Consider the following 19,668-nt stretch of genomic DNA (forward strand, 5'->3'; position numbering starts at 1 on the left):
AACAAAGCCAGGAACGGGACAAGAAGCCATATCAAAAACAGGATCAATACAAGGGGCAACGACAAGATAAGAACCCAAGGCAGCAGCATGACCAGAACCAGAACCCATTCGAAACCCAGGACCCGAACCAGGATTACATTATCGGGAAAAACCCCGTCATTGAAGCGCTGAAATCTGAGCGGGATATTAATAAAATTCTTATTGCTGAAGGTTCCCAGGGCGGACAAATGCAGCAGGTTATTGGGATGGCAAAGGAAGCAAATGTCATCGTCCAATTCGTTCCGAAGAAGAAAATCGACCAAATTGCCGATGGCAATCATCAAGGTGTTGTTGCCCAGGTGGCAGCCTATGAATATGCGGAGATCGAGGATTTATTTGCAGCCGCAGAAAAGAAAAATGAGGCACCGTTCTTTTTGCTATTAGATGAGATTGAAGATCCTCATAACCTAGGATCAATCATGAGAACTGCGGACGCGTCAGGAGCTCATGGAATTATTATTCCAAAAAGAAGAGCAGTTGGTCTGACTGCAACGGTTGCCAAGGCCTCCACTGGAGCGATCGAGTATATACCGGTCGTAAGAGTGACAAATATGGCAAGGACAATCGATGAATTAAAAGAAAAAGGTGTCTGGATTGCCGGGACTGATGCTTCGGCGAAACAAGACTACCGAGCTTTGGATGGGACATTGCCTCTGGGCCTCGTGATCGGCAGTGAAGGAAAAGGAATGGGCAGACTCATCCGCGATAAATGTGATTTCCTGTTAAGTCTTCCGATGGTTGGGCAGGTAACGTCCTTGAACGCATCTGTTGCTGCATCGTTGCTGATGTATGAAGTACACCGTAAACGGCACCCGCTAGGGGAATAGACATGGACATCCTGCTTGTTGACGGCTACAACATTATCGGTGCCTGGCCGGAATTGAACAGCTTGAAGAAGAAAGAGCTTTCTGCCGCCAGGGACCGGCTGGTGGAAATCATGGCTGAGTATCAAGCCTATACAGGCTATCGAGTTATCATTGTGTTCGACGCGCATTTTGTTTCAGGGACACAAAAGAAATATCAAAACTACAAGGTTGAAGTTATTTTTACAAAAGAAAGTGAAACGGCTGATGAACGAATCGAAAAATTAGCGATCACACTCAACAATCGAAAAACACAGGTCCATGTAGCGACCTCAGATTATACCGAACAATGGGCGATTTTTGGACAGGGTGCCTTAAGGAAATCAGCAAGGGAGCTGCTGACAGAAACAAATTTGATTGAGAAAAAAATCGAAAAACGAGTGAAGGTCATTCAAGAAAAAAAACCCAGTTCCAAGATACCCCTTACACAAGAAGTGGCAGAAATTTTTGAAAAATGGCGCAGAGGAGAGCAATGACCTGTTGACGCCTTAAAAAAGCCTGCTGTATAATATTTCTATCTGTATGTACGGGGCGGGGGGGTCAAGATGAGTGCTGACATCGGTAATCGTTTGAATGAAGCCTATATATTATTAGAGGATGAAGAGATTGTAGAAGCGGTGCACAGAGGAGAAAGTGATGCACTTGATTATCTGATTCACAAATACAGGAACTTTGTTCGAGCTAAGGCACGTTCCTATTTTTTGATCGGTGCCGATAAAGAAGATATCGTGCAAGAAGGAATGATAGGCTTATATAAGGCGATTCGTGATTTCCGCGAGGACAAGCTGACGTCTTTCAAAGCGTTTGCCGAGCTATGTATTACCAGACAAATTATTACGGCAATCAAGACTGCCACGAGGCAAAAACATATCCCTTTGAATTCCTATGTTTCTTTGGACAAGCCGATTTACGATGAGGAATCTGACAGGACGCTGATGGATGTTTTATCTGGCGCAAAAGTGATGGACCCCGAGGAATTATTTATTAACCAGGAAGAATTCGACCAAATTGAAGTGAAAATGGCTGAGCTGCTGAGTGACCTGGAAAGAAAAGTACTTGCGTTATATTTGGATGGTCAATCCTATCAGGAGATTTCCGAAGAACTTAACAGGCATGTGAAATCAATTGATAACGCCCTCCAGAGAGTAAAGCGTAAGCTTGAGAGATATCTTGAGCTGAGAGAGCTGTCAGTGTAGGCTGAATTGACGAAAAATAGCCACAAAACTGACTTTTAATCTTAGAACCACTTATTGACACAATCTAGCAGCCGTGTTACATTTTTAAAGATATAATAGATGGCTATTTCGTATTGGTAGTTTACTCTTTAATAAGACTGTATACCACCAAGATTTATGAGAGAGCTAGTCAGCAGGTGTCGATATGAATAAAAAAGTGACTCTTGCTTGTGTAGAATGCGGCTCGCGGAATTATTCTACATCGAGCAATAAGCAAACGCAAACAGAACGCTTGGAGCTGAAAAAGTACTGCAGCAATTGCGGTGCCCATACGGTTCATAAGGAAACTAAATAAGGTTTTCAGATAGATCATCATCATATGGAATTCCGATAAGTTGGAGGTTACAAAATGCAGCGCATCACTAATTTTTTCAGTGAAGTTGGACGTGAAATGAGAAAGGTCAGCTGGCCAAAGCGCAAAGAGCTGACTCGTTATACAATTACGGTTTTGTCTACTGTTGCTTTTGCTGCTCTTTTCTTTGCAGTGTTGGACCTTGGTATTTCTGAATTGATTCGCTTAATTCTTGAATAACCACTGAGCACTCATGGTATAATGGAGAATATAAAACGCAGGACAAGTTAAAAGCCCGGATAACGGGTTTTTTATTTGGTTGAAAAAATCGCATTCAGATTGTCTAGCCTCGGCGCGTGGCCGCTGCGCTTTACTGTTCTGGCTGCAGCGTTTCGTTTAACGATGCGTCTATGCATTTTGAAGTGGGGAGGGACGGACGATTTAGTCCTCAATAATGGAAAAAAACTGGTATGTAGTTCATACTTACTCAGGTTACGAGAATAAGGTAAAGATGAATCTTGAAAAGCGTGTTGAAACAATGGGCATGCAAGATAAGATCTTCCGCGTGATCGTACCTGAAGAAGAAGAAACAGATTTCAAAAATGGCAAAAAGAAAGTAGTTAAGCGCAAAACATTCCCTGGGTATGTTCTGGTTGAAATAGTCATGACAGATGATTCCTGGTATGTAGTGCGTAATACACCGGGTGTGACGGGTTTTGTCGGCTCTTCAGGTGCAGGCTCAAAACCAACACCGCTATTGGATGAAGAAGTCGTATTTATCCTTAAGCGCATGGGTGTTGAAGAAAAGAAAATCGACATTAACTTCGAGCTTGGCGAAACTGTCCAGGTCAGCGAAGGGCCATTTAATAACTTTACTGGCACGATTGAAGAAATTGATAAAGATAAGGCGAAGCTTAAAGTCCTTGTCAATATGTTTGGCCGTGATACCCCGGTAGAGCTTGAATTTTCACAGATTAAAAAATTATAAATCGAAATAGCTTGAAATCAAGTTTAAAAAGTGTTAATATTTCATAGGTCAGTATGTCTTGGACGATTGACAGTTATATGTCAAGTTCTTTATTTAATATAAAGACTTTTGTTTTGAGTGGGAGGGGTAATCCCCTATTACCACATCACGGACTTTAAGGAGGTGTGTCTCGTGGCTAAAAAAGTAATTAAAATGGTTAAATTGCAAATCCCTGCTGGTAAAGCCAATCCGGCACCACCAGTTGGACCTGCACTAGGTCAAGCCGGTGTTAATATCATGGGATTCTGTAAAGAATTTAATGCTCGCACAGCTGATCAAGCTGGACTAATCATTCCTGTTGAAATTACGGTTTTTGAAGACCGTTCATTTACATTTATTACGAAAACTCCTCCTGCTGCAGTTCTTTTGAAAGTAGCAGCTGGAATCCAGTCTGGTTCTGGTGAACCAAACCGTAATAAAGTAGCAACAGTTAAACGTGATAAGGTACGTGAGATTGCTGAACAGAAAATGCCTGACCTAAACGCAGCAAGCGTTGAAGCAGCAATGCGCATGGTTGAAGGTACTGCACGCAGCATGGGTATCACGATCGAAGACTAATTTCTGCTGCAAAGGATTGATGGGGTTGCGAAGCTGAATTAGATTTCACTCGCAACCTTTTATCTGTCCGATATGGCGCCTTTAAGGCGCCTTCGCTTTTCGTTGTCTAGCACGGCGCCACCGAGGCGCCTCTGCTTTTCATCGTGTCTAGCTTTGGCACCTAGCCCCTCGGGACGCTTCAGCCCAGCCAATAAAGTCAAAGAACGACTTTACTGTCTGGTCTTCCAGCGCCTGTCGGGGCTGACCCAGGTGCCTCCGCTTTTTCGTTGTCTAGCTCCGGCGCCTAGCCCCTCGAGTCGCTTCGGCCCGCCCGACTGAAGTCAAAGAACGACTTCATCGGTCGGTCCTCCAGCGCTTGTCGGGGCTGAACGAGGCGCCTCCGCTTTTCATCGTGGGAGGTTATTCCGTTAAAACCACAATATAGGAGGAAATAAAAATGGCTAAAAAAGGCAAAAAGTATCTAGAAGCTGCTAAGCTTGTAGATCGCTCTCAAGCATATACAATCCAAGAAGCAGTTGAGCTTGCTAAAAAGACAAGCACTGTGAAATTCGACGCGACTGTTGAAGCTGCTTTCCGTTTGGGCGTAGACCCTAAGAAAGCTGACCAGCAAATCCGTGGAGCAGTTGTGCTTCCAAACGGAACTGGTAAAACTCAGCGTGTTCTAGTATTCGCTAAAGGCGAAAAAATGAAAGAAGCAGAAGCTGCTGGCGCAGATTATGTTGGCGATGCAGAATACATCAACAAAATCCAACAAGGTTGGTTTGACTTTGATGTAATCGTTGCTACACCTGACATGATGGGTGAAGTTGGTAAGCTTGGTCGCGTATTGGGACCTAAAGGCTTAATGCCAAACCCTAAAACAGGAACAGTTACTTTCGATGTAACTAAAGCTGTTAACGAAATCAAAGCTGGTAAAGTAGAATACCGCGTTGATAAATCAGGTAACATCCATGTACCTATCGGAAAAGTTTCTTTCGAAGACCAAAAGCTTGTTGAAAACTTCAACACGATCTTCGAAACTATGATGAAGGTAAAGCCATCTGCAGCTAAAGGAACTTACATGAAGAACGTTACGGTTTCTACTACTATGGGACCTGGCGTTAAAGTAGATCCTTCAACTGTAAAATAATAGTATTTGACAATTTAAGAGGCATTCACTTATAATGTTTCTTGTTGTGATAATAAAATAACATTTGTACCGCAGACAGCAGGGGCATATAGCTTAATAACCTGCCGAGGTCATACGATAGAGCAACACTACTTGCTATTGTATACTTCCTCCGTGTCTGTCTTGATGCGGAGGTTTTTATTTGATCGGTATAAATGCAAAAATCTACAGGAGGTGTAATGATGAGCAAAGTTATTGAAGTAAAAAAGCAAATCGTTGACGAAATTGCTGGCAAACTTAAAGAAAGCAAATCAACAGTTGTTGTTGATTATCGCGGACTTACAGTTTCTGAAGTAACTGAACTTCGTAAGCAACTTCGTGAAGCTGGCGTTGAATTCAAGGTTTACAAAAACTCTATGACACGCCGTGCTGCTGAAGCTGTTGAGCTTGCTGACCTAAACGCATCACTAACTGGTCCTAACGCAATCGCGTTCAGTGCTGAAGATGTAATTGCACCAGCAAAGATTCTTAACGAATTCGCTAAAAAGCATGACGCTCTTGAAATCAAGGCGGGCGTGGTTGAAGGCAACATCGTTACAGTAGAAGAAATCAAGGCACTTGCAGACCTACCGTCTCGCGAAGGTCTACTTTCTATGCTACTCAGCGTACTTCAAGCACCAATTCGCAATCTTGCTCTTGCTACAAAAGCAGTTGCGGATCAGAAAGAAGAACAAGGCGCGTAAGTTAATATTTACGGTTTAACAATAAAAAAAACTAACCAATATCAAGGAGGAAACAAATCATGACTAAAGAACAAATCATTGAAGCAGTTAAAAGCATGACTGTTTTAGAGCTTAACGACCTAGTAAAAGCAATCGAAGAAGAATTCGGCGTAACTGCTGCTGCTCCAGTAGCAATGATGGGCGGAGCTGGCGCTGCTGCTGTTGAAGAAAAAACTGAGTTTGACGTAGTTCTTGCTAGCGCAGGAGACCAAAAAATCAAGGTTATCAAAGTTGTTCGTGAAATCACAGGTCTTGGCCTTAAAGAAGCGAAAGAACTTGTTGACAACACTCCAAAGGCTATCAAAGAAGGCGTTTCTAAAGAAGATGCTGAAGCAATCAAAGCTAAACTTGAAGAAGTTGGCGCTAACGTCGAAGTTAAGTAATCATCTTACATTAAAAGCTCGCTGCTACAGCGAGCTTTTTTTACTTTAAAGCATATAAAGGGTCAGTGTGAAAACTATATAGACATGTTAGTTGTGAGTTTTCCTCTGCAATTTTTGCTTTTTGTAATTTATTATTTTATAATACCGCAGTAGCAATGCAATCCGCGATCGCATTCTTCAATTGATTCCCCGTGGAGGTGAGAGATTTTGACTGAACATTATTACTCCCGCAAACCCAATACCGAAAGCAATCCTGTAAAGTGGCAAAGTGAATTAAAAGGGAATAACTTCCGCTTCAAAACGGACAGCGGCGTTTTTTCGAAAAGCGAAGTCGACTTTGGTTCCCGATTATTAATTGATACTTTTGAACTGAAGGAAGATGCAGGAATCATCCTGGATGTTGGCTGTGGATATGGGCCTATTGGACTTTCCCTTGCGAAAGCTTTTCCTGACACGGTGGTTCATATGGTGGATGTTAATGAAAGAGCGATTCTGCTTGCGAAGGAAAATGCAGCGGAGAACAAAATAGAAAATGTGGAAATCTATGAAAGTGACCGCCTTTTAGGAGTGGAAGAGAAGGGTTTCGATGCAATTCTTACAAACCCTCCGATCCGTGCCGGAAAAAAGGTTGTTCATGATATTTTTGAACAAAGCCTTCTTCATTTAGCTGAGGGTGGTGAACTTTGGGTGGTTATCCAAAAGAAGCAGGGTGCGCCATCCGCGATGGAAAAAATGAAAGAGTTATTTGGTGAGGTAGAGGTAGCGGCAAAAAGTAAAGGTTACTTTATTCTCAAATCTGTAAAATGTTGACGCGAGAAAACCGCTATGTTAATATTATAAAATGCCAATATATTAGTTTCCTTTCGTCTGCTAATTTCATCGAAAAGTTGTATAATTTTGGGCATTAAGGGAAAACTAACAAAATAATTGTTCGTTGCAGGAAATGTGGTTTTTAGGTGAAAACCCTTTTTCTTTTTGTCTTTTGAAATGAAGGAAACTTCATGGACAAGACATGGATAGATGAATAATAACGCTTGATTTGAGGGGTGAATCAGTTGACAGGTCAACTTGTTCAGTATGGACGACACCGCCAACGTAGAAGTTATGCTCGCATCAGTGAAGTTTTGGAATTGCCGAATTTAATTGAAATTCAAACCTCTTCCTATCAGTGGTTTCTTGATGAGGGCCTCCGGGAAATGTTCCAGGACATTTCACCGATTGAAGACTTTACTGGTAACTTATCGCTAGAGTTTATCGATTACAGTCTTGGCGAACCGAAATATCCAGTGGAAGAATCTAAGGAAAGAGACGTTACGTACTCTGCTCCATTAAGAGTCAAGGTCCGCCTTGTTAATAAAGAAACAGGTGAAGTTAAGGACCAGGATGTCTTCATGGGCGATTTCCCGCTTATGACAGAAACTGGAACGTTTGTTATCAATGGTGCTGAAAGGGTTATCGTTTCCCAGCTAGTGCGTTCACCGAGCGTATACTTTAGCGGGAAACTGGATAAGAACGGGAAGAGGGGATTCTCCGCTACCGTTATTCCAAACCGCGGCGCTTGGCTTGAATATGAAACAGACGCCAAGGATGTTGTATATGTAAGGATAGATCGTACGAGGAAGCTCCCTGTTACGGTTCTTTTGCGTGCATTAGGGTTCGGTTCTGATCAAGAAATCATTGATTTGATCGGTGATAACGAATATATCCGAAACACACTTGAAAAAGACAATACAGAAAGCACGGAAAAAGCTCTTCTGGAAATCTATGAGCGTCTCCGTCCGGGCGAACCGCCTACAGTAGATAACGCCAAGAGCTTGCTGGTGTCAAGATTCTTTGATCCAAAACGCTATGACCTTGCAAATGTAGGGCGTTATAAAATTAATAAAAAGCTTCATATTAAAAACCGTTTATTCGGGCAGAAACTTGCTGAACCACTAGTAGATCCTGAAACAGGAGAGATCATCGCTGATAAAGGTGTGACTTTGGACCGTCGTACTTTGGATAAGGTCCTGCCTGCTCTGGAGAAGAATGTTGGTTTCAAGAATTTCAGCCCTTATGGCGGCGTGGTTGAAGAGGATGTCACTCTGCAATCCATTAAAATCTATGCTCCAAATGATGAAGGCGAGAAAGAGATCAATGTTCTTGGAAATGCATATGTTCCAGAACCGATCAAGAATATCACGCCTGCTGATATTATTTCTTCCATCAGCTACTTCTTTAACTTGCTGCATGGTGTAGGCGATACGGATGATATCGACCATTTAGGAAACAGACGCCTTCGTTCTGTAGGTGAACTGCTTCAGAACCAATTCAGGATTGGTCTGTCCCGTATGGAGCGTGTAGTCCGTGAAAGAATGTCCATCCAGGACACAAACACGATTACACCACAGCAATTGATCAATATTCGCCCGGTTATCGCGTCCATTAAAGAATTCTTTGGAAGCTCACAGCTTTCACAGTTCATGGACCAGACGAACCCGCTTGCTGAATTAACACATAAAAGGCGTCTTTCTGCATTGGGACCCGGTGGTCTTACACGTGAACGTGCTGGATTTGAAGTGCGTGACGTTCACTACTCCCATTACGGACGTATGTGTCCAATTGAAACGCCGGAAGGTCCGAACATCGGTTTGATCAACTCACTTTCCAGCTTCGCGAAGGTAAACCGCTTTGGATTCATCGAGACTCCATACCGCCGTGTTGACCCTGAAACAGGAAAAGTGACAAGCCACTTTGATTACTTAACTGCTGATGAAGAAGACAACTATGTTGTAGCACAGGCGAATGCACGCCTTGCTGAAGACGGATCATTCATTGATGATGAAGTAATTGCCCGTTTCCGTGGTGAAAACACAGTCGTCAAACGTGACCGCGTCGATTACATGGACGTATCACCTAAGCAGGTTGTATCTGCAGCGACTGCATGTATTCCGTTCTTAGAAAACGATGACTCCAACCGTGCGCTAATGGGTGCGAACATGCAGCGTCAGGCTGTTCCATTAATGCAGCCGGAAGCACCAATCGTAGGTACGGGAATGGAACACGTGAATGCAAAGGATTCCGGTGCGGCAGTAATCTGTAAGCATGAAGGAATTGTTGAACACGTTGAAGCGCGTCAGGTATGGGTTCGCCGTGTTACTGAAGTAGACGGTCAGGAAGTTAAGGGTGACCTTGATAAATACCGTATGCTTAAGTTCATTCGTTCCAATCAGGGTACTTGTTATAACCAACGCCCAATCGTAAGCCTGGGTGACCGCGTAGTTAAAGGAGAAATCCTTGCTGACGGACCATCAATGGAAAAAGGTGAACTTGCATTAGGACGTAACGTTCTTGTTGGATTCATGACATGGAATGGCTATAACTATGAAGATGCCATCATCATGAGTGAACGCCTTGTTAAAGACGATGTTTATACATCGATCCATATAGAAGAATATGAATCAGAGTCACGTGATACAAAGCTTGGACCTGAAGAAATCACACGTGATATTCCTAACGTCGGGGAAGATGCATTAAGAAATCTTGACGAACGCGGAATCATTCGTGTTGGTGCCGAAGTGAAAGACGGAGACCTTCTTGTTGGTAAGGTAACACCTAAAGGGGTTACGGAATTGACAGCTGAAGAACGCCTTCTTCACGCAATCTTCGGTGAAAAAGCAAGGGAAGTCCGTGATACATCATTGCGTGTGCCACACGGCGGCGGCGGGATTGTCCTTGACGTCAAAGTGTTCAACCGTGAAGATGGCGATGAGCTTCCTCCGGGAGTAAATCAGCTAGTACGTGCTTACATCGTTCAGAAGCGTAAGATTTCTGAAGGTGATAAGATGGCCGGACGTCACGGTAACAAAGGGGTTATCTCGAAAATCCTTCCAGAAGAAGATATGCCTTATCTTCCAGACGGCACACCAGTCGATATCATGCTTAACCCACTAGGGGTACCATCACGTATGAATATCGGTCAGGTGCTTGAACTCCACCTTGGTATGGCGGCACGCTACCTTGGAATCCATGTTGCTTCTCCTGTATTTGACGGTGCCCGTGAGGAAGATGTATGGTCAACGATCCAGGAAGCTGGCATGGCTCGTGATGCGAAAACGATCCTATACGATGGACGTACAGGCGAGCCATTTGATAACCGTGTATCTGTCGGTGTCATGTACATGATCAAGCTTGCCCACATGGTAGACGATAAGCTTCACGCTCGTTCTACTGGACCTTACTCACTTGTTACGCAGCAGCCACTTGGCGGTAAAGCCCAGTTCGGCGGACAGCGTTTTGGGGAGATGGAGGTATGGGCGCTTGAAGCATACGGCGCTGCTTACACATTGCAAGAAATTCTAACAGTCAAATCCGATGATGTTGTCGGACGTGTTAAAACATACGAAGCAATAGTAAAAGGTGAAAACGTACCTGAACCAGGTGTTCCTGAGTCATTCAAGGTATTGATGAAAGAACTTCAGAGTCTTGGTATGGACGTTAAGATCCTGTCAGGCGATGAAAAAGAAATCGAAATGCGCGACTTCGATGAAGACGAAGAATTGCAGCATGCTGAAACATTGACAATTGCTCCAGAACCAGAAGGAATGGATTCTGAAAAAGTAGGAATGAAAGAATAGGTCCATCTAATTGGCACACGTGTACAAACAGTTGAATAACAGTATTGTCCACGTGTGTTCCTTTTTGGATGGCCATAAGGGTAAAACCCTAGATTAAAAGGGAGGTAGGCCCCTTGCTAGATGTCAATAATTTTGAGTACATGAAAATCGGCCTCGCATCACCGGACAAGATCCGTTCATGGTCTTTCGGTGAGGTTAAGAAGCCAGAAACAATCAACTACCGTACTTTAAAGCCAGAAAAAGATGGCTTATTCTGTGAGCGAATCTTCGGACCAACAAAGGACTGGGAATGTCATTGCGGAAAGTACAAGAGAGTTCGCTATAAAGGCGTAGTCTGTGACCGATGCGGTGTTGAAGTAACACGTGCTAAAGTCCGCCGTGAAAGAATGGGGCATATCGAGCTTGCTGCTCCTGTTTCTCACATTTGGTATTTCAAAGGTATTCCAAGCCGTATGGGACTTGTTCTTGACATGTCTCCGCGTGCACTGGAAGAAATCATTTACTTTGCATCTTACGTAGTAACGGAAACTGGCGATACTGCCCTTGAAAAGAAGCAGTTATTATCAGAGAAAGAATTCCGCGCATACCGTGAAAAGTACGGCAACAAATTCCAGGCTGCGATGGGAGCAGAAGCGATTAAAAAGCTGCTTTCAGATCTCGATCTAGATAAAGAAGCCGATATGCTTAAAGAAGAATTAAGAACTGCTCAAGGACAGCGACGTACTCGTGCGATCAAGCGCCTTGAAGTAGTTGAAGCATTCCGTGGGTCAGGCAACGAGCCATCATGGATGATCCTTGATGTACTTCCTGTCATCCCTCCGGAGCTTCGTCCAATGGTACAGTTAGACGGAGGACGTTTTGCGACATCCGACCTGAATGATTTGTACCGTCGTGTAATCAACCGTAACAACCGCCTAAAGCGTCTTCTTGACCTTGGTGCTCCTAGCATCATTGTCCAGAACGAAAAGCGAATGCTTCAGGAAGCTGTTGATGCATTGATTGATAACGGCCGCCGCGGCCGACCGGTAACAGGACCAGGTAACCGTCCATTGAAATCTCTTTCGCATATGCTTAAGGGTAAGCAAGGTCGTTTCCGTCAAAACCTTTTAGGTAAGCGTGTTGACTACTCTGGCCGTTCAGTTATCGTTGTAGGTCCAAACCTGCAAATGTACCAGTGCGGACTGCCTAAGGAAATGGCTCTTGAGCTGTTCAAGCCGTTCGTTATGAAAGAATTAGTACAAAAAGGTCTGGCACATAACATTAAGTCTGCTAAACGTAAAATTGAGCGTGTAAGCCCTGAGGTTTGGGATGTTCTTGAAGATGTAATCAGAGAGCACCCAGTATTGCTTAACCGTGCCCCAACTCTTCACCGATTGGGAATCCAGGCGTTTGAGCCAACGTTAGTAGAAGGACGCGCAATCAGACTTCACCCGCTCGTATGTACAGCCTATAACGCTGACTTTGACGGTGACCAGATGGCCGTTCACGTTCCGCTATCCGCTGAAGCTCAAGCAGAAGCACGTCTATTAATGCTTGCTGCCCAGAACATCCTTAACCCGAAAGACGGAAAGCCAGTTGTTACTCCATCCCAGGACATGGTTTTAGGTAACTACTACCTGACTTTGGAAAGAGAAGGCGCTGTTGGGGAAGGTATGGTCTTCAAGGATACGAATGAAGCATTGATTGCATACCAAAACGGCTATGTTCATCTTCATACACGTGTTGCAGTTGCCGCTTCAGCTCTTGGCAACCAGACATTCACTGAAGAGCAAAATGGCCAACTCTTGATCACGACTGTTGGTAAGCTGATTTTCAACGAAATCCTTCCAGCGTCATTCCCTTATATCAATGAGCCATCAAAACAAAACCTTGAGGAGAAAACTCCTGAGAAATATTTTGTTGAAAAAGGCGCAGATATTAAGGAAGTTATCAAAGGTATGGAATTGGTAGATCCTTTCAAGAAGAAGATTCTTGGAAACATCATTGCTGAAGTGTTCAAGAAATTCAAAATCACGGAAACTTCAAAAATGCTTGACCGTATGAAGGGCTTAGGCTTCCAATACTCCACTAAAGCGGGTATTACGGTTGGTGTGGCTGATATCGTGGTTCTTAAAGAAAAGCAAGAGATTATCGCTGATGGACAAACAAAAGTTGATAATGTTCTAAAACAGTTCAGACGCGGTTTAATTACCGAGGATGAGCGTTATGACCGAGTAATTTCAATCTGGAGTGCTGCTAAGGATGTAATCCAGGCCAAACTGATGAAATCACTTGATAACTCAAACCCAATCTTCATGATGAGTGACTCTGGAGCCCGTGGTAACGCGTCCAACTTCACTCAGCTTGCTGGTATGCGTGGTCTGATGGCCAACCCGGCTGGTCGGATCATTGAATTGCCAATCAAATCAAGTTTCCGTGAAGGTTTAACAGTATTGGAATACTTTATTTCCACTCACGGTGCTCGTAAAGGTCTTGCGGATACAGCGCTTAAGACGGCTGACTCAGGTTACCTGACTCGCCGACTTGTAGACGTTGCCCAGGATGTTATCGTCCGCGAAGACGATTGCGGAACAGACAGAGGCCTATTCATCAAGTCCCTTAAAGACGGTACGGAAGTAATTGAACCACTTGATGAGCGACTAATTGGCCGCTATGCAAGAAAGGCAATCAAACATCCTGAAACGAAGGCTGTGATTGTTCCTGAAAATGGCTTGATTACTGAAGATCTTGCTACAGAAGTAGTGGATGCTGGAATAGAGGAAGTGTGGATCCGTTCTGCATTTACATGTAACACTCGCCACGGCGTATGTAAGAAATGTTATGGTCGCAACCTTGCTACCGGCCAGGAAGTTGAAGTAGGCGAAGCAGTCGGTATCATCGCTGCTCAGTCTATCGGAGAACCTGGTACACAGCTTACAATGCGTACATTCCATACCGGCGGTGTTGCAGGAGACGATATCACACAAGGTCTTCCGCGTATCCAGGAATTGTTTGAAGCACGTAATCCTAAAGGGCAAGCAATTATCACTGAACTTGAAGGTGTCGTAGTTGGCATTAACGAGGGCAAAGATCGCCAGCAGGAAATTGTTGTCCAGGGTGAAATCGAAAGCCGTACTTACACGGCTCCATATACAGCCCGCTTAAAGGTTGCTGTAAATGACCATGTAGCACGCGGCCAAGAGCTTACAGAAGGTTCAATCGACCCTAAAGAACTCTTGAGAGTAAAAGATGTTCAATCCGTGCAGGAGTACCTATTGAAAGAAGTTCAAAAGGTATATCGTATGCAGGGTGTTGAAATTGGCGATAAGCACGTAGAAGTAATGGTGCGCCAAATGATGCGTAAGGTAAGGGTTATTGATGCAGGTGAAACAGATGTATTACCAGGCACATTGCTTGAAATCCACCAGTTCACTGATGCAAACCGCAAAGCGCTTCTTGAAGACAAATTGCCGGCAACTGGACGTCCGGTGCTGCTTGGTATTACTAAAGCATCACTTGAGACTGATTCATTCTTGTCTGCAGCTTCCTTCCAGGAGACAACAAGAGTACTTACCGATGCGGCGATCAAAGGCAAGCGCGATGAGCTTCTTGGCTTGAAGGAAAATGTTATCATCGGTAAATTGGTTCCAGCGGGAACAGGTATGCAGCGCTACAGAAGAGCTGAACCGATCGTTATGGAAGAAGAAAATGCCGAAGATGCAATTACTGTAGAGTAAATTTATTAATGCGCGGTGCTTTCTATCATGTAGGAAGTACCGCGTTTTTAAAGTAAAAATGAATAAAGAGTTTTACTTTGATAAAAAAATCACGAATAAGGTTGACATCATTTGATAGAGATGTTAATATTTCAAAGGTGCTCCTATTTACCTGTTGCTGTGGAGGATTTTATGTCTTATGAAAAAGTAGCGCAGGCTAATAAGATTATAGTAGGATCAAAGCAAACAGTTAAAGCTCTTAAAGCAGGCGAAGTAATGGAACTGGTGATTGCAAAGGATGCAGACGCGAAAGTGACGGCAGAACTAATGCGTACAGCCAGGGATATGAAAACCGCTATCACCTATGTCGACTCTATGAAAAAACTAGGGAAGGCATGCGGAATTGCAGTAAGTGCTGCGGCTGTAGCGATAACCAAGTAAAAACTGTTTTTGTAGGAAGACCTGCAAGAACTTTGTTTTTTGTTTTAAAATGAACCACCTGGATGTGTGGGCTTACAAAAAAAGTGAAGGGAGGAAAAAATCATGCCTACAATTAACCAATTAGTGCGCAAGCCACGTAGCTCAAAAGAGGAGAAGTCAAAATCTCCTGCGCTTAACAAAGGTTATAACAGCTTCAAAAAAGCACAAACAAACGTTTCATCTCCACAAAAGCGTGGTGTATGTACTCGTGTTGGTACAATGACTCCAAAGAAACCAAACTCAGCGTTGCGTAAATACGCTCGTGTACGTTTGACTAACGGAATTGAGGTAACAGCATATATCCCTGGTATCGGGCACAACCTTCAAGAGCACAGTGTTGTTCTTATCCGTGGAGGACGTGTAAAGGATTTACCGGGTGTGCGTTATCACATCGTTCGTGGAGCTCTTGATACTGCTGGTGTAAACAACCGTATGCAAGGTCGTTCAAAGTACGGTACTAAGAGACCGAAAGCAGCAAAAAAATAATAAAACAAACTAATTAGCCTTTTTGAAAGGAGGAAATAAACATGCCACGTAAAGGTCCTGTAGCAAAGAGAGACGTTTTGCCGGATCCGATTTATAACTCAAAGCTTATCACTCGTTTAATCAATAAAATGATGATCGACGGTAAGAGAGGTAAATCACAAAAGATCCTTTATTCAGCTTTTGATATCATTCGTGAGCGTTCAGGCAAAGAGCCTATGGAAGTATTCGAAGCAGCTCTTAAGAACATCATGCCTGTTCTAGAAGTAAAAGCACGCCGTGTAGGTGGAGCTAACTATCAAGTACCAATCGAGGTGCGCACAGATCGCCGTACGACATTAGGTCTTCGCTGGTTAGTAAACTACTCACGTCTTCGTGGAGAAAAAACGATGGAAGAGCGTCTTGCTAACGAAATTCTAGACGCATCCAACAACGCTGGTGCTTCTGTTAAGAAGCGCGAAGATACACACAAAATGGCGGAAGCGAACAAAGCATTCGCTCACTATCGTTGGTAGAATTACCTTCAATCTAAAAACATTTATACTAGGAAGGAGAAAGACCAAATGGCAAGAGAGTTCTCCTTAGATAAAACTCGTAATATTGGAATCATGGCTCACATTGATGCTGGTAAAACAACAACAACTGAGCGTGTTCTATATTATACAGGCCGTATTCATAAAATCGGTGAAACTCACGAAGGTGCTTCTCAAATGGACTGGATGGAGCAGGAACAAGAGCGTGGAATCACGATCACTTCTGCTGCAACAACAGCTTCTTGGAAAGAACACCGCGTTAACATCATTGACACGCCAGGACACGTAGACTTCACAGTTGAAGTTGAACGTTCACTTCGTGTACTTGATGGAGCAGTTGCAGTACTTGATGCACAGTCAGGTGTTGAGCCGCAAACAGAAACAGTTTGGCGTCAAGCTACAACATACGGAGTACCACGTGTAGTATTCGTTAATAAAATGGATAAACTAGGTGCGGACTTCCTATATTCTGTTAAAACTCTTCACGATCGTCTTCAAGCTAACGCTCACCCAATTCAGTTGCCAATCGGTGCTGAGGATGAGTTCGAAGCAATCATCGACTTAGTCGAAATGAAAGCTATCTTCTACGGTAATGACCTTGGTACAGAAATTACTGAAGGTGAAATTCCGGAAGAATACAAAGCACAAGCTGAAGAATACCGTGAAAAGTTAGTTGAAGCGGTAGCTGAGCTAGACGAAGAATTAATGGAAAAATACCTTGGCGGAGAAGAGCTTACAATCGCAGAGATCAAAGCAGGTATCCGTAAAGGTACTACAAACGTTGAATTCTACCCAGTTATCTGTGGATCAGCATTCAAAAACAAAGGTGTTCAGTTAATGCTTGATGCAGTAATCGACTACCTTCCATCTCCGCTTGATGTACCTGCAATCAAAGGTACTCTTCCGGATTCAGAAGAAGAAGTTGAGCGTCATTCAGATGACAGCGAGCCATTCTCGGCTCTTGCTTTCAAAGTTATGACTGACCCTTATGTTGGTAAGTTAACGTTCTTCCGCGTTTACTCTGGAACTCTTGAGTCTGGATCTTATGTTCAGAACTCAACTAAAGGAAAGCGTGAGCGTATCGGACGTATCCTTCAGATGCACGCAAACAGCCGTCAGGAAATCTCTAAGGTTTTCGCGGGTGATATTGCAGCAGCTGTTGGTCTAAAGGATACTACTACAGGTGACACTCTATGTGATGAAAAGAACCTTGTTATCTTGGAATCAATGCAGTTCCCTGAGCCAGTAATCCAGTTATCTGTTGAGCCTAAGTCAAAAGCTGACCAGGACAAGATGACTACTGCACTACAAAAGCTTCAAGAAGAGGATCCAACATTCCGCGCTCATACTGACCAGGAAACTGGCCAGGTTATCATCGCTGGAATGGGAGAACTTCACCTTGACATCATCGTTGACCGTATGCGTCGTGAATTTAAAGTGGAAGCAAACGTTGGTGCACCTCAGGTTGCATACCGTGAAACTTTCCGTGAATCAGCTTCTGTTGAAGGTAAATTCGCTCGTCAGTCTGGTGGACGTGGTCAATTCGGACACGTTTGGATTGAATTCTCTCCAAACGAAGAAGGAAAAGGTTTTGAATTCGTGAACGGCATCGTTGGTGGTGTAGTTCCACGTGAATACATTCCTGCTGTACAAGCTGGATTAGAAGACTCACTTGACCGTGGTGTTCTAGCAGGCTATCCATTGGTTGACATTAAAGCAAGATTGTTTGATGGATCTTATCATGATGTTGACTCCTCTGAAATGGCGTTTAAGATCGCTGCATCAATGGCACTTAAAAACGCTGCTTCAAAGTGTAAGCCTGTAATTCTTGAGCCGGTCATGAGAGTAGAAGTTGTTATCCCTGAAGAATACCTAGGAGATATCATGGGCCAAGTTACTGCTCGTCGTGGACGTGTAGAAGGTATGGACGCTCGTGGTAACGCACAGGTAGTTCGTGCGATGATTCCTCTATCTGAAATGTTTGGTTACGCTACAGCGTTGCGTTCTAGCACGCAAGGCCGCGGTGTGTTCTCAATGCACTTCGACCACTATGAAGAAGTACCAAAATCAATTTCAGAAGAAATCATCAAAAAAAATAAAGGTGAATAATTGATTTTCACCTTTTAATCAAGTATAACTACTAATGTAAGCATAATGCTGTGGAATAGGGATACCTATTTCACAGCCCATTAAAATATACTTAATTTTCATATATTAAAGGAGGATTTTTCTAATGGGAAAAGCTAAATTCGATCGTTCGAAGCCACACGTTAACATTGGTACAATTGGTCACGTTGACCATGGTAAAACAACTCTAACAGCTGCTATCACTTCTGTTCTTGCAAAAGCTGGCGGTGCTGAAGCAAAAGGTTATGACCAAATCGACGCTGCTCCAGAAGAGCGCGAGCGTGGAATCACAATCTCAACTGCACACGTTGAGTACGAAACTGCAACTCGTCACTATGCACACGTTGACTGCCCAGGACACGCTGACTATGTTAAGAACATGATCACTGGTGCTGCACAAATGGACGGCGGAATCCTAGTTGTATCTGCAACTGACGGCCCAATGCCACAAACTCGTGAGCACATCCTTCTTTCTCGTCAGGTAGGTGTACCTCACCTTGTAGTATTCATGAACAAGTGTGATATGGTTGATGACGAAGAACTTCTTGAGTTAGTAGAAATGGAAGTACGTGACCTTCTTTCTGAATACGACTTCCCTGGCGATGACATCCCAGTTATCAAAGGTTCTGCTCTTAAAGCTCTTGAAGGCGAAGCTGCTTGGGAAGAGAAGATCGTTGAACTAATGAACGCTGTTGATGAGTACATCCCAACTCCAACTCGTGACACTGAAAAGCCATTCATGATGCCTGTTGAGGACGTTTTCTCAATCACAGGACGTGGAACAGTTGCTACAGGCCGTGTTGAGCGTGGACAAGTACGCGTAGGTGACGTAATCGAAATCGTAGGTTTCACTGAAGAGCCTAAATCTACAACTGTAACAGGTGTAGAAATGTTCCGTAAGCTTCTTGACTATGCAGAAGCTGGAGACAACATCGGTGCACTTCTTCGTGGTGTAGCACGTGAAGAAATCGAGCGTGGACAGGTATTGGCTAAGCCAAAATCAATCACTCCACACACAAAGTTCAAAGCTGAAGTTTATGTTCTTTCTAAAGAAGAAGGTGGACGTCATACTCCATTCTTCACTAACTACCGTCCACAATTCTATTTCCGTACTTCTGATATTACAGGTATCTGTAACCTTCCTGAAGGCGTAGAAATGGTTATGCCTGGCGACAACATCGAAATGACTGTTGAACTAATCGCTCCAGTAGCTATCGAAGAAGGAACTAAGTTCTCTATTCGTGAAGGCGGCCGTACTGTAGGCGCTGGCGTAGTTGCGACTATCCAAGAGTAATTTTAATAAAAACAAAGCAGCTGGATGACGATCCAGCTGTTTTTTTTATTTCTATTAAGCAGCTAATAGCAAATTGTTATAATACTTTAATAGAAATCTAAATGGCACTTTTGCATGTGTGTGATTTGAAGGATGAGATAGGTAGTATGGAGT

18 protein-coding genes and 1 other annotated feature are annotated in these 19,668 nt (G+C 43.6%); all 18 genes read left to right on the forward strand.

What is annotated here, in order from left to right:
- The first annotated feature begins 137 nt into the window (after positions 1–137).
- A complete protein-coding gene (gene rlmB, locus WB217_RS08120) occupies positions 138–866 on the forward strand; it encodes a 23S rRNA (guanosine(2251)-2'-O)-methyltransferase RlmB (protein ID WP_423992469.1) in 729 nt (242 codons plus the stop codon).
- A 2-nt stretch (positions 867–868) separates the two neighbouring features.
- Positions 869–1,378, forward strand: coding sequence for an NYN domain-containing protein (locus WB217_RS08125; RefSeq protein WP_423992330.1), 510 nt, complete (start codon positions 869–871; stop codon positions 1,376–1,378).
- Between the two features lie 69 nt (positions 1,379–1,447).
- Complete coding sequence (gene sigH / locus WB217_RS08130) at positions 1,448–2,098, forward strand: RNA polymerase sporulation sigma factor SigH (RefSeq protein ID WP_335433269.1); 651 nt, start codon at positions 1,448–1,450, stop codon at positions 2,096–2,098.
- Positions 2,099–2,282: 184 nt separating this feature from the next.
- Entirely contained in the window at positions 2,283–2,432 is a 150-nt protein-coding gene (gene rpmG, locus WB217_RS08135) for a 50S ribosomal protein L33 (protein WP_423992332.1), read from the forward strand.
- 54 nt (positions 2,433–2,486) lie between these two features.
- Complete coding sequence (gene secE, locus WB217_RS08140) at positions 2,487–2,669, forward strand: preprotein translocase subunit SecE (protein WP_207503091.1); 183 nt, start codon at positions 2,487–2,489, stop codon at positions 2,667–2,669.
- 214 nt (positions 2,670–2,883) lie between these two features.
- Positions 2,884–3,417 (forward strand): transcription termination/antitermination protein NusG, encoded by a 534-nt coding sequence (gene nusG, locus WB217_RS08145; protein WP_423992335.1) that lies wholly within the window; start codon positions 2,884–2,886, stop codon positions 3,415–3,417.
- A 171-nt stretch (positions 3,418–3,588) separates the two neighbouring features.
- Positions 3,589–4,014, forward strand: a complete 426-nt coding sequence (gene rplK, locus WB217_RS08150; protein ID WP_023626445.1) for a 50S ribosomal protein L11 — start codon at positions 3,589–3,591, stop codon at positions 4,012–4,014.
- Positions 4,015–4,450: 436 nt separating this feature from the next.
- Positions 4,451–5,143, forward strand: a complete 693-nt coding sequence (rplA, locus tag WB217_RS08155; RefSeq protein ID WP_207503090.1) for a 50S ribosomal protein L1 — start codon at positions 4,451–4,453, stop codon at positions 5,141–5,143.
- Positions 5,144–5,194: 51 nt separating this feature from the next.
- Positions 5,195–5,332 (forward strand) — a sequence feature (ribosomal protein L10 leader region).
- Positions 5,333–5,364: 32 nt separating this feature from the next.
- Positions 5,365–5,865 (forward strand): 50S ribosomal protein L10, encoded by a 501-nt coding sequence (gene rplJ, locus WB217_RS08160; protein ID WP_423992337.1) that lies wholly within the window; start codon positions 5,365–5,367, stop codon positions 5,863–5,865.
- A 59-nt stretch (positions 5,866–5,924) separates the two neighbouring features.
- A complete protein-coding gene (rplL, locus tag WB217_RS08165) occupies positions 5,925–6,287 on the forward strand; it encodes a 50S ribosomal protein L7/L12 (protein WP_335433266.1) in 363 nt (120 codons plus the stop codon).
- 207 nt (positions 6,288–6,494) lie between these two features.
- Positions 6,495–7,097 carry a class I SAM-dependent methyltransferase gene (locus WB217_RS08170; protein ID WP_423992339.1) on the forward strand — a complete coding sequence of 201 codons (603 nt, stop codon included), beginning with the start codon at positions 6,495–6,497 and terminating at the stop codon, positions 7,095–7,097.
- A 245-nt stretch (positions 7,098–7,342) separates the two neighbouring features.
- Positions 7,343–10,903: a DNA-directed RNA polymerase subunit beta gene (gene rpoB / locus WB217_RS08175; RefSeq protein ID WP_423992341.1), complete on the forward strand. Its 3,561-nt coding sequence runs from the start codon at positions 7,343–7,345 to the stop codon at positions 10,901–10,903.
- Positions 10,904–11,016: 113 nt separating this feature from the next.
- A complete protein-coding gene (gene rpoC / locus WB217_RS08180; protein ID WP_423992343.1) occupies positions 11,017–14,619 on the forward strand; it encodes a DNA-directed RNA polymerase subunit beta' in 3,603 nt (1,200 codons plus the stop codon).
- 171 nt (positions 14,620–14,790) lie between these two features.
- Positions 14,791–15,039 carry a 50S ribosomal protein L7ae-like protein gene (locus WB217_RS08185; RefSeq protein WP_423992345.1) on the forward strand — a complete coding sequence of 83 codons (249 nt, stop codon included), beginning with the start codon at positions 14,791–14,793 and terminating at the stop codon, positions 15,037–15,039.
- 102 nt (positions 15,040–15,141) lie between these two features.
- On the forward strand, positions 15,142–15,564 hold the full coding sequence (gene rpsL, locus WB217_RS08190; RefSeq protein WP_023626436.1) for a 30S ribosomal protein S12: 423 nt from the start codon (positions 15,142–15,144) through the stop codon (positions 15,562–15,564).
- Positions 15,565–15,605: 41 nt separating this feature from the next.
- A complete protein-coding gene (rpsG, locus tag WB217_RS08195) occupies positions 15,606–16,076 on the forward strand; it encodes a 30S ribosomal protein S7 (protein WP_423992348.1) in 471 nt (156 codons plus the stop codon).
- Between the two features lie 48 nt (positions 16,077–16,124).
- Positions 16,125–18,203 (forward strand): elongation factor G, encoded by a 2,079-nt coding sequence (gene fusA / locus WB217_RS08200; RefSeq protein WP_423992350.1) that lies wholly within the window; start codon positions 16,125–16,127, stop codon positions 18,201–18,203.
- A gap of 124 nt (positions 18,204–18,327) precedes the next feature.
- Positions 18,328–19,515 (forward strand): elongation factor Tu, encoded by a 1,188-nt coding sequence (gene tuf / locus WB217_RS08205; RefSeq protein ID WP_335433257.1) that lies wholly within the window; start codon positions 18,328–18,330, stop codon positions 19,513–19,515.
- Positions 19,516–19,668 lie beyond the last annotated feature (153 nt).

The sequence above is a fragment of the Mesobacillus sp. genome, assembly GCF_049588175.1.
Classification (GTDB): Bacteria; Bacillota; Bacilli; order Bacillales; family Cytobacillaceae; genus Mesobacillus.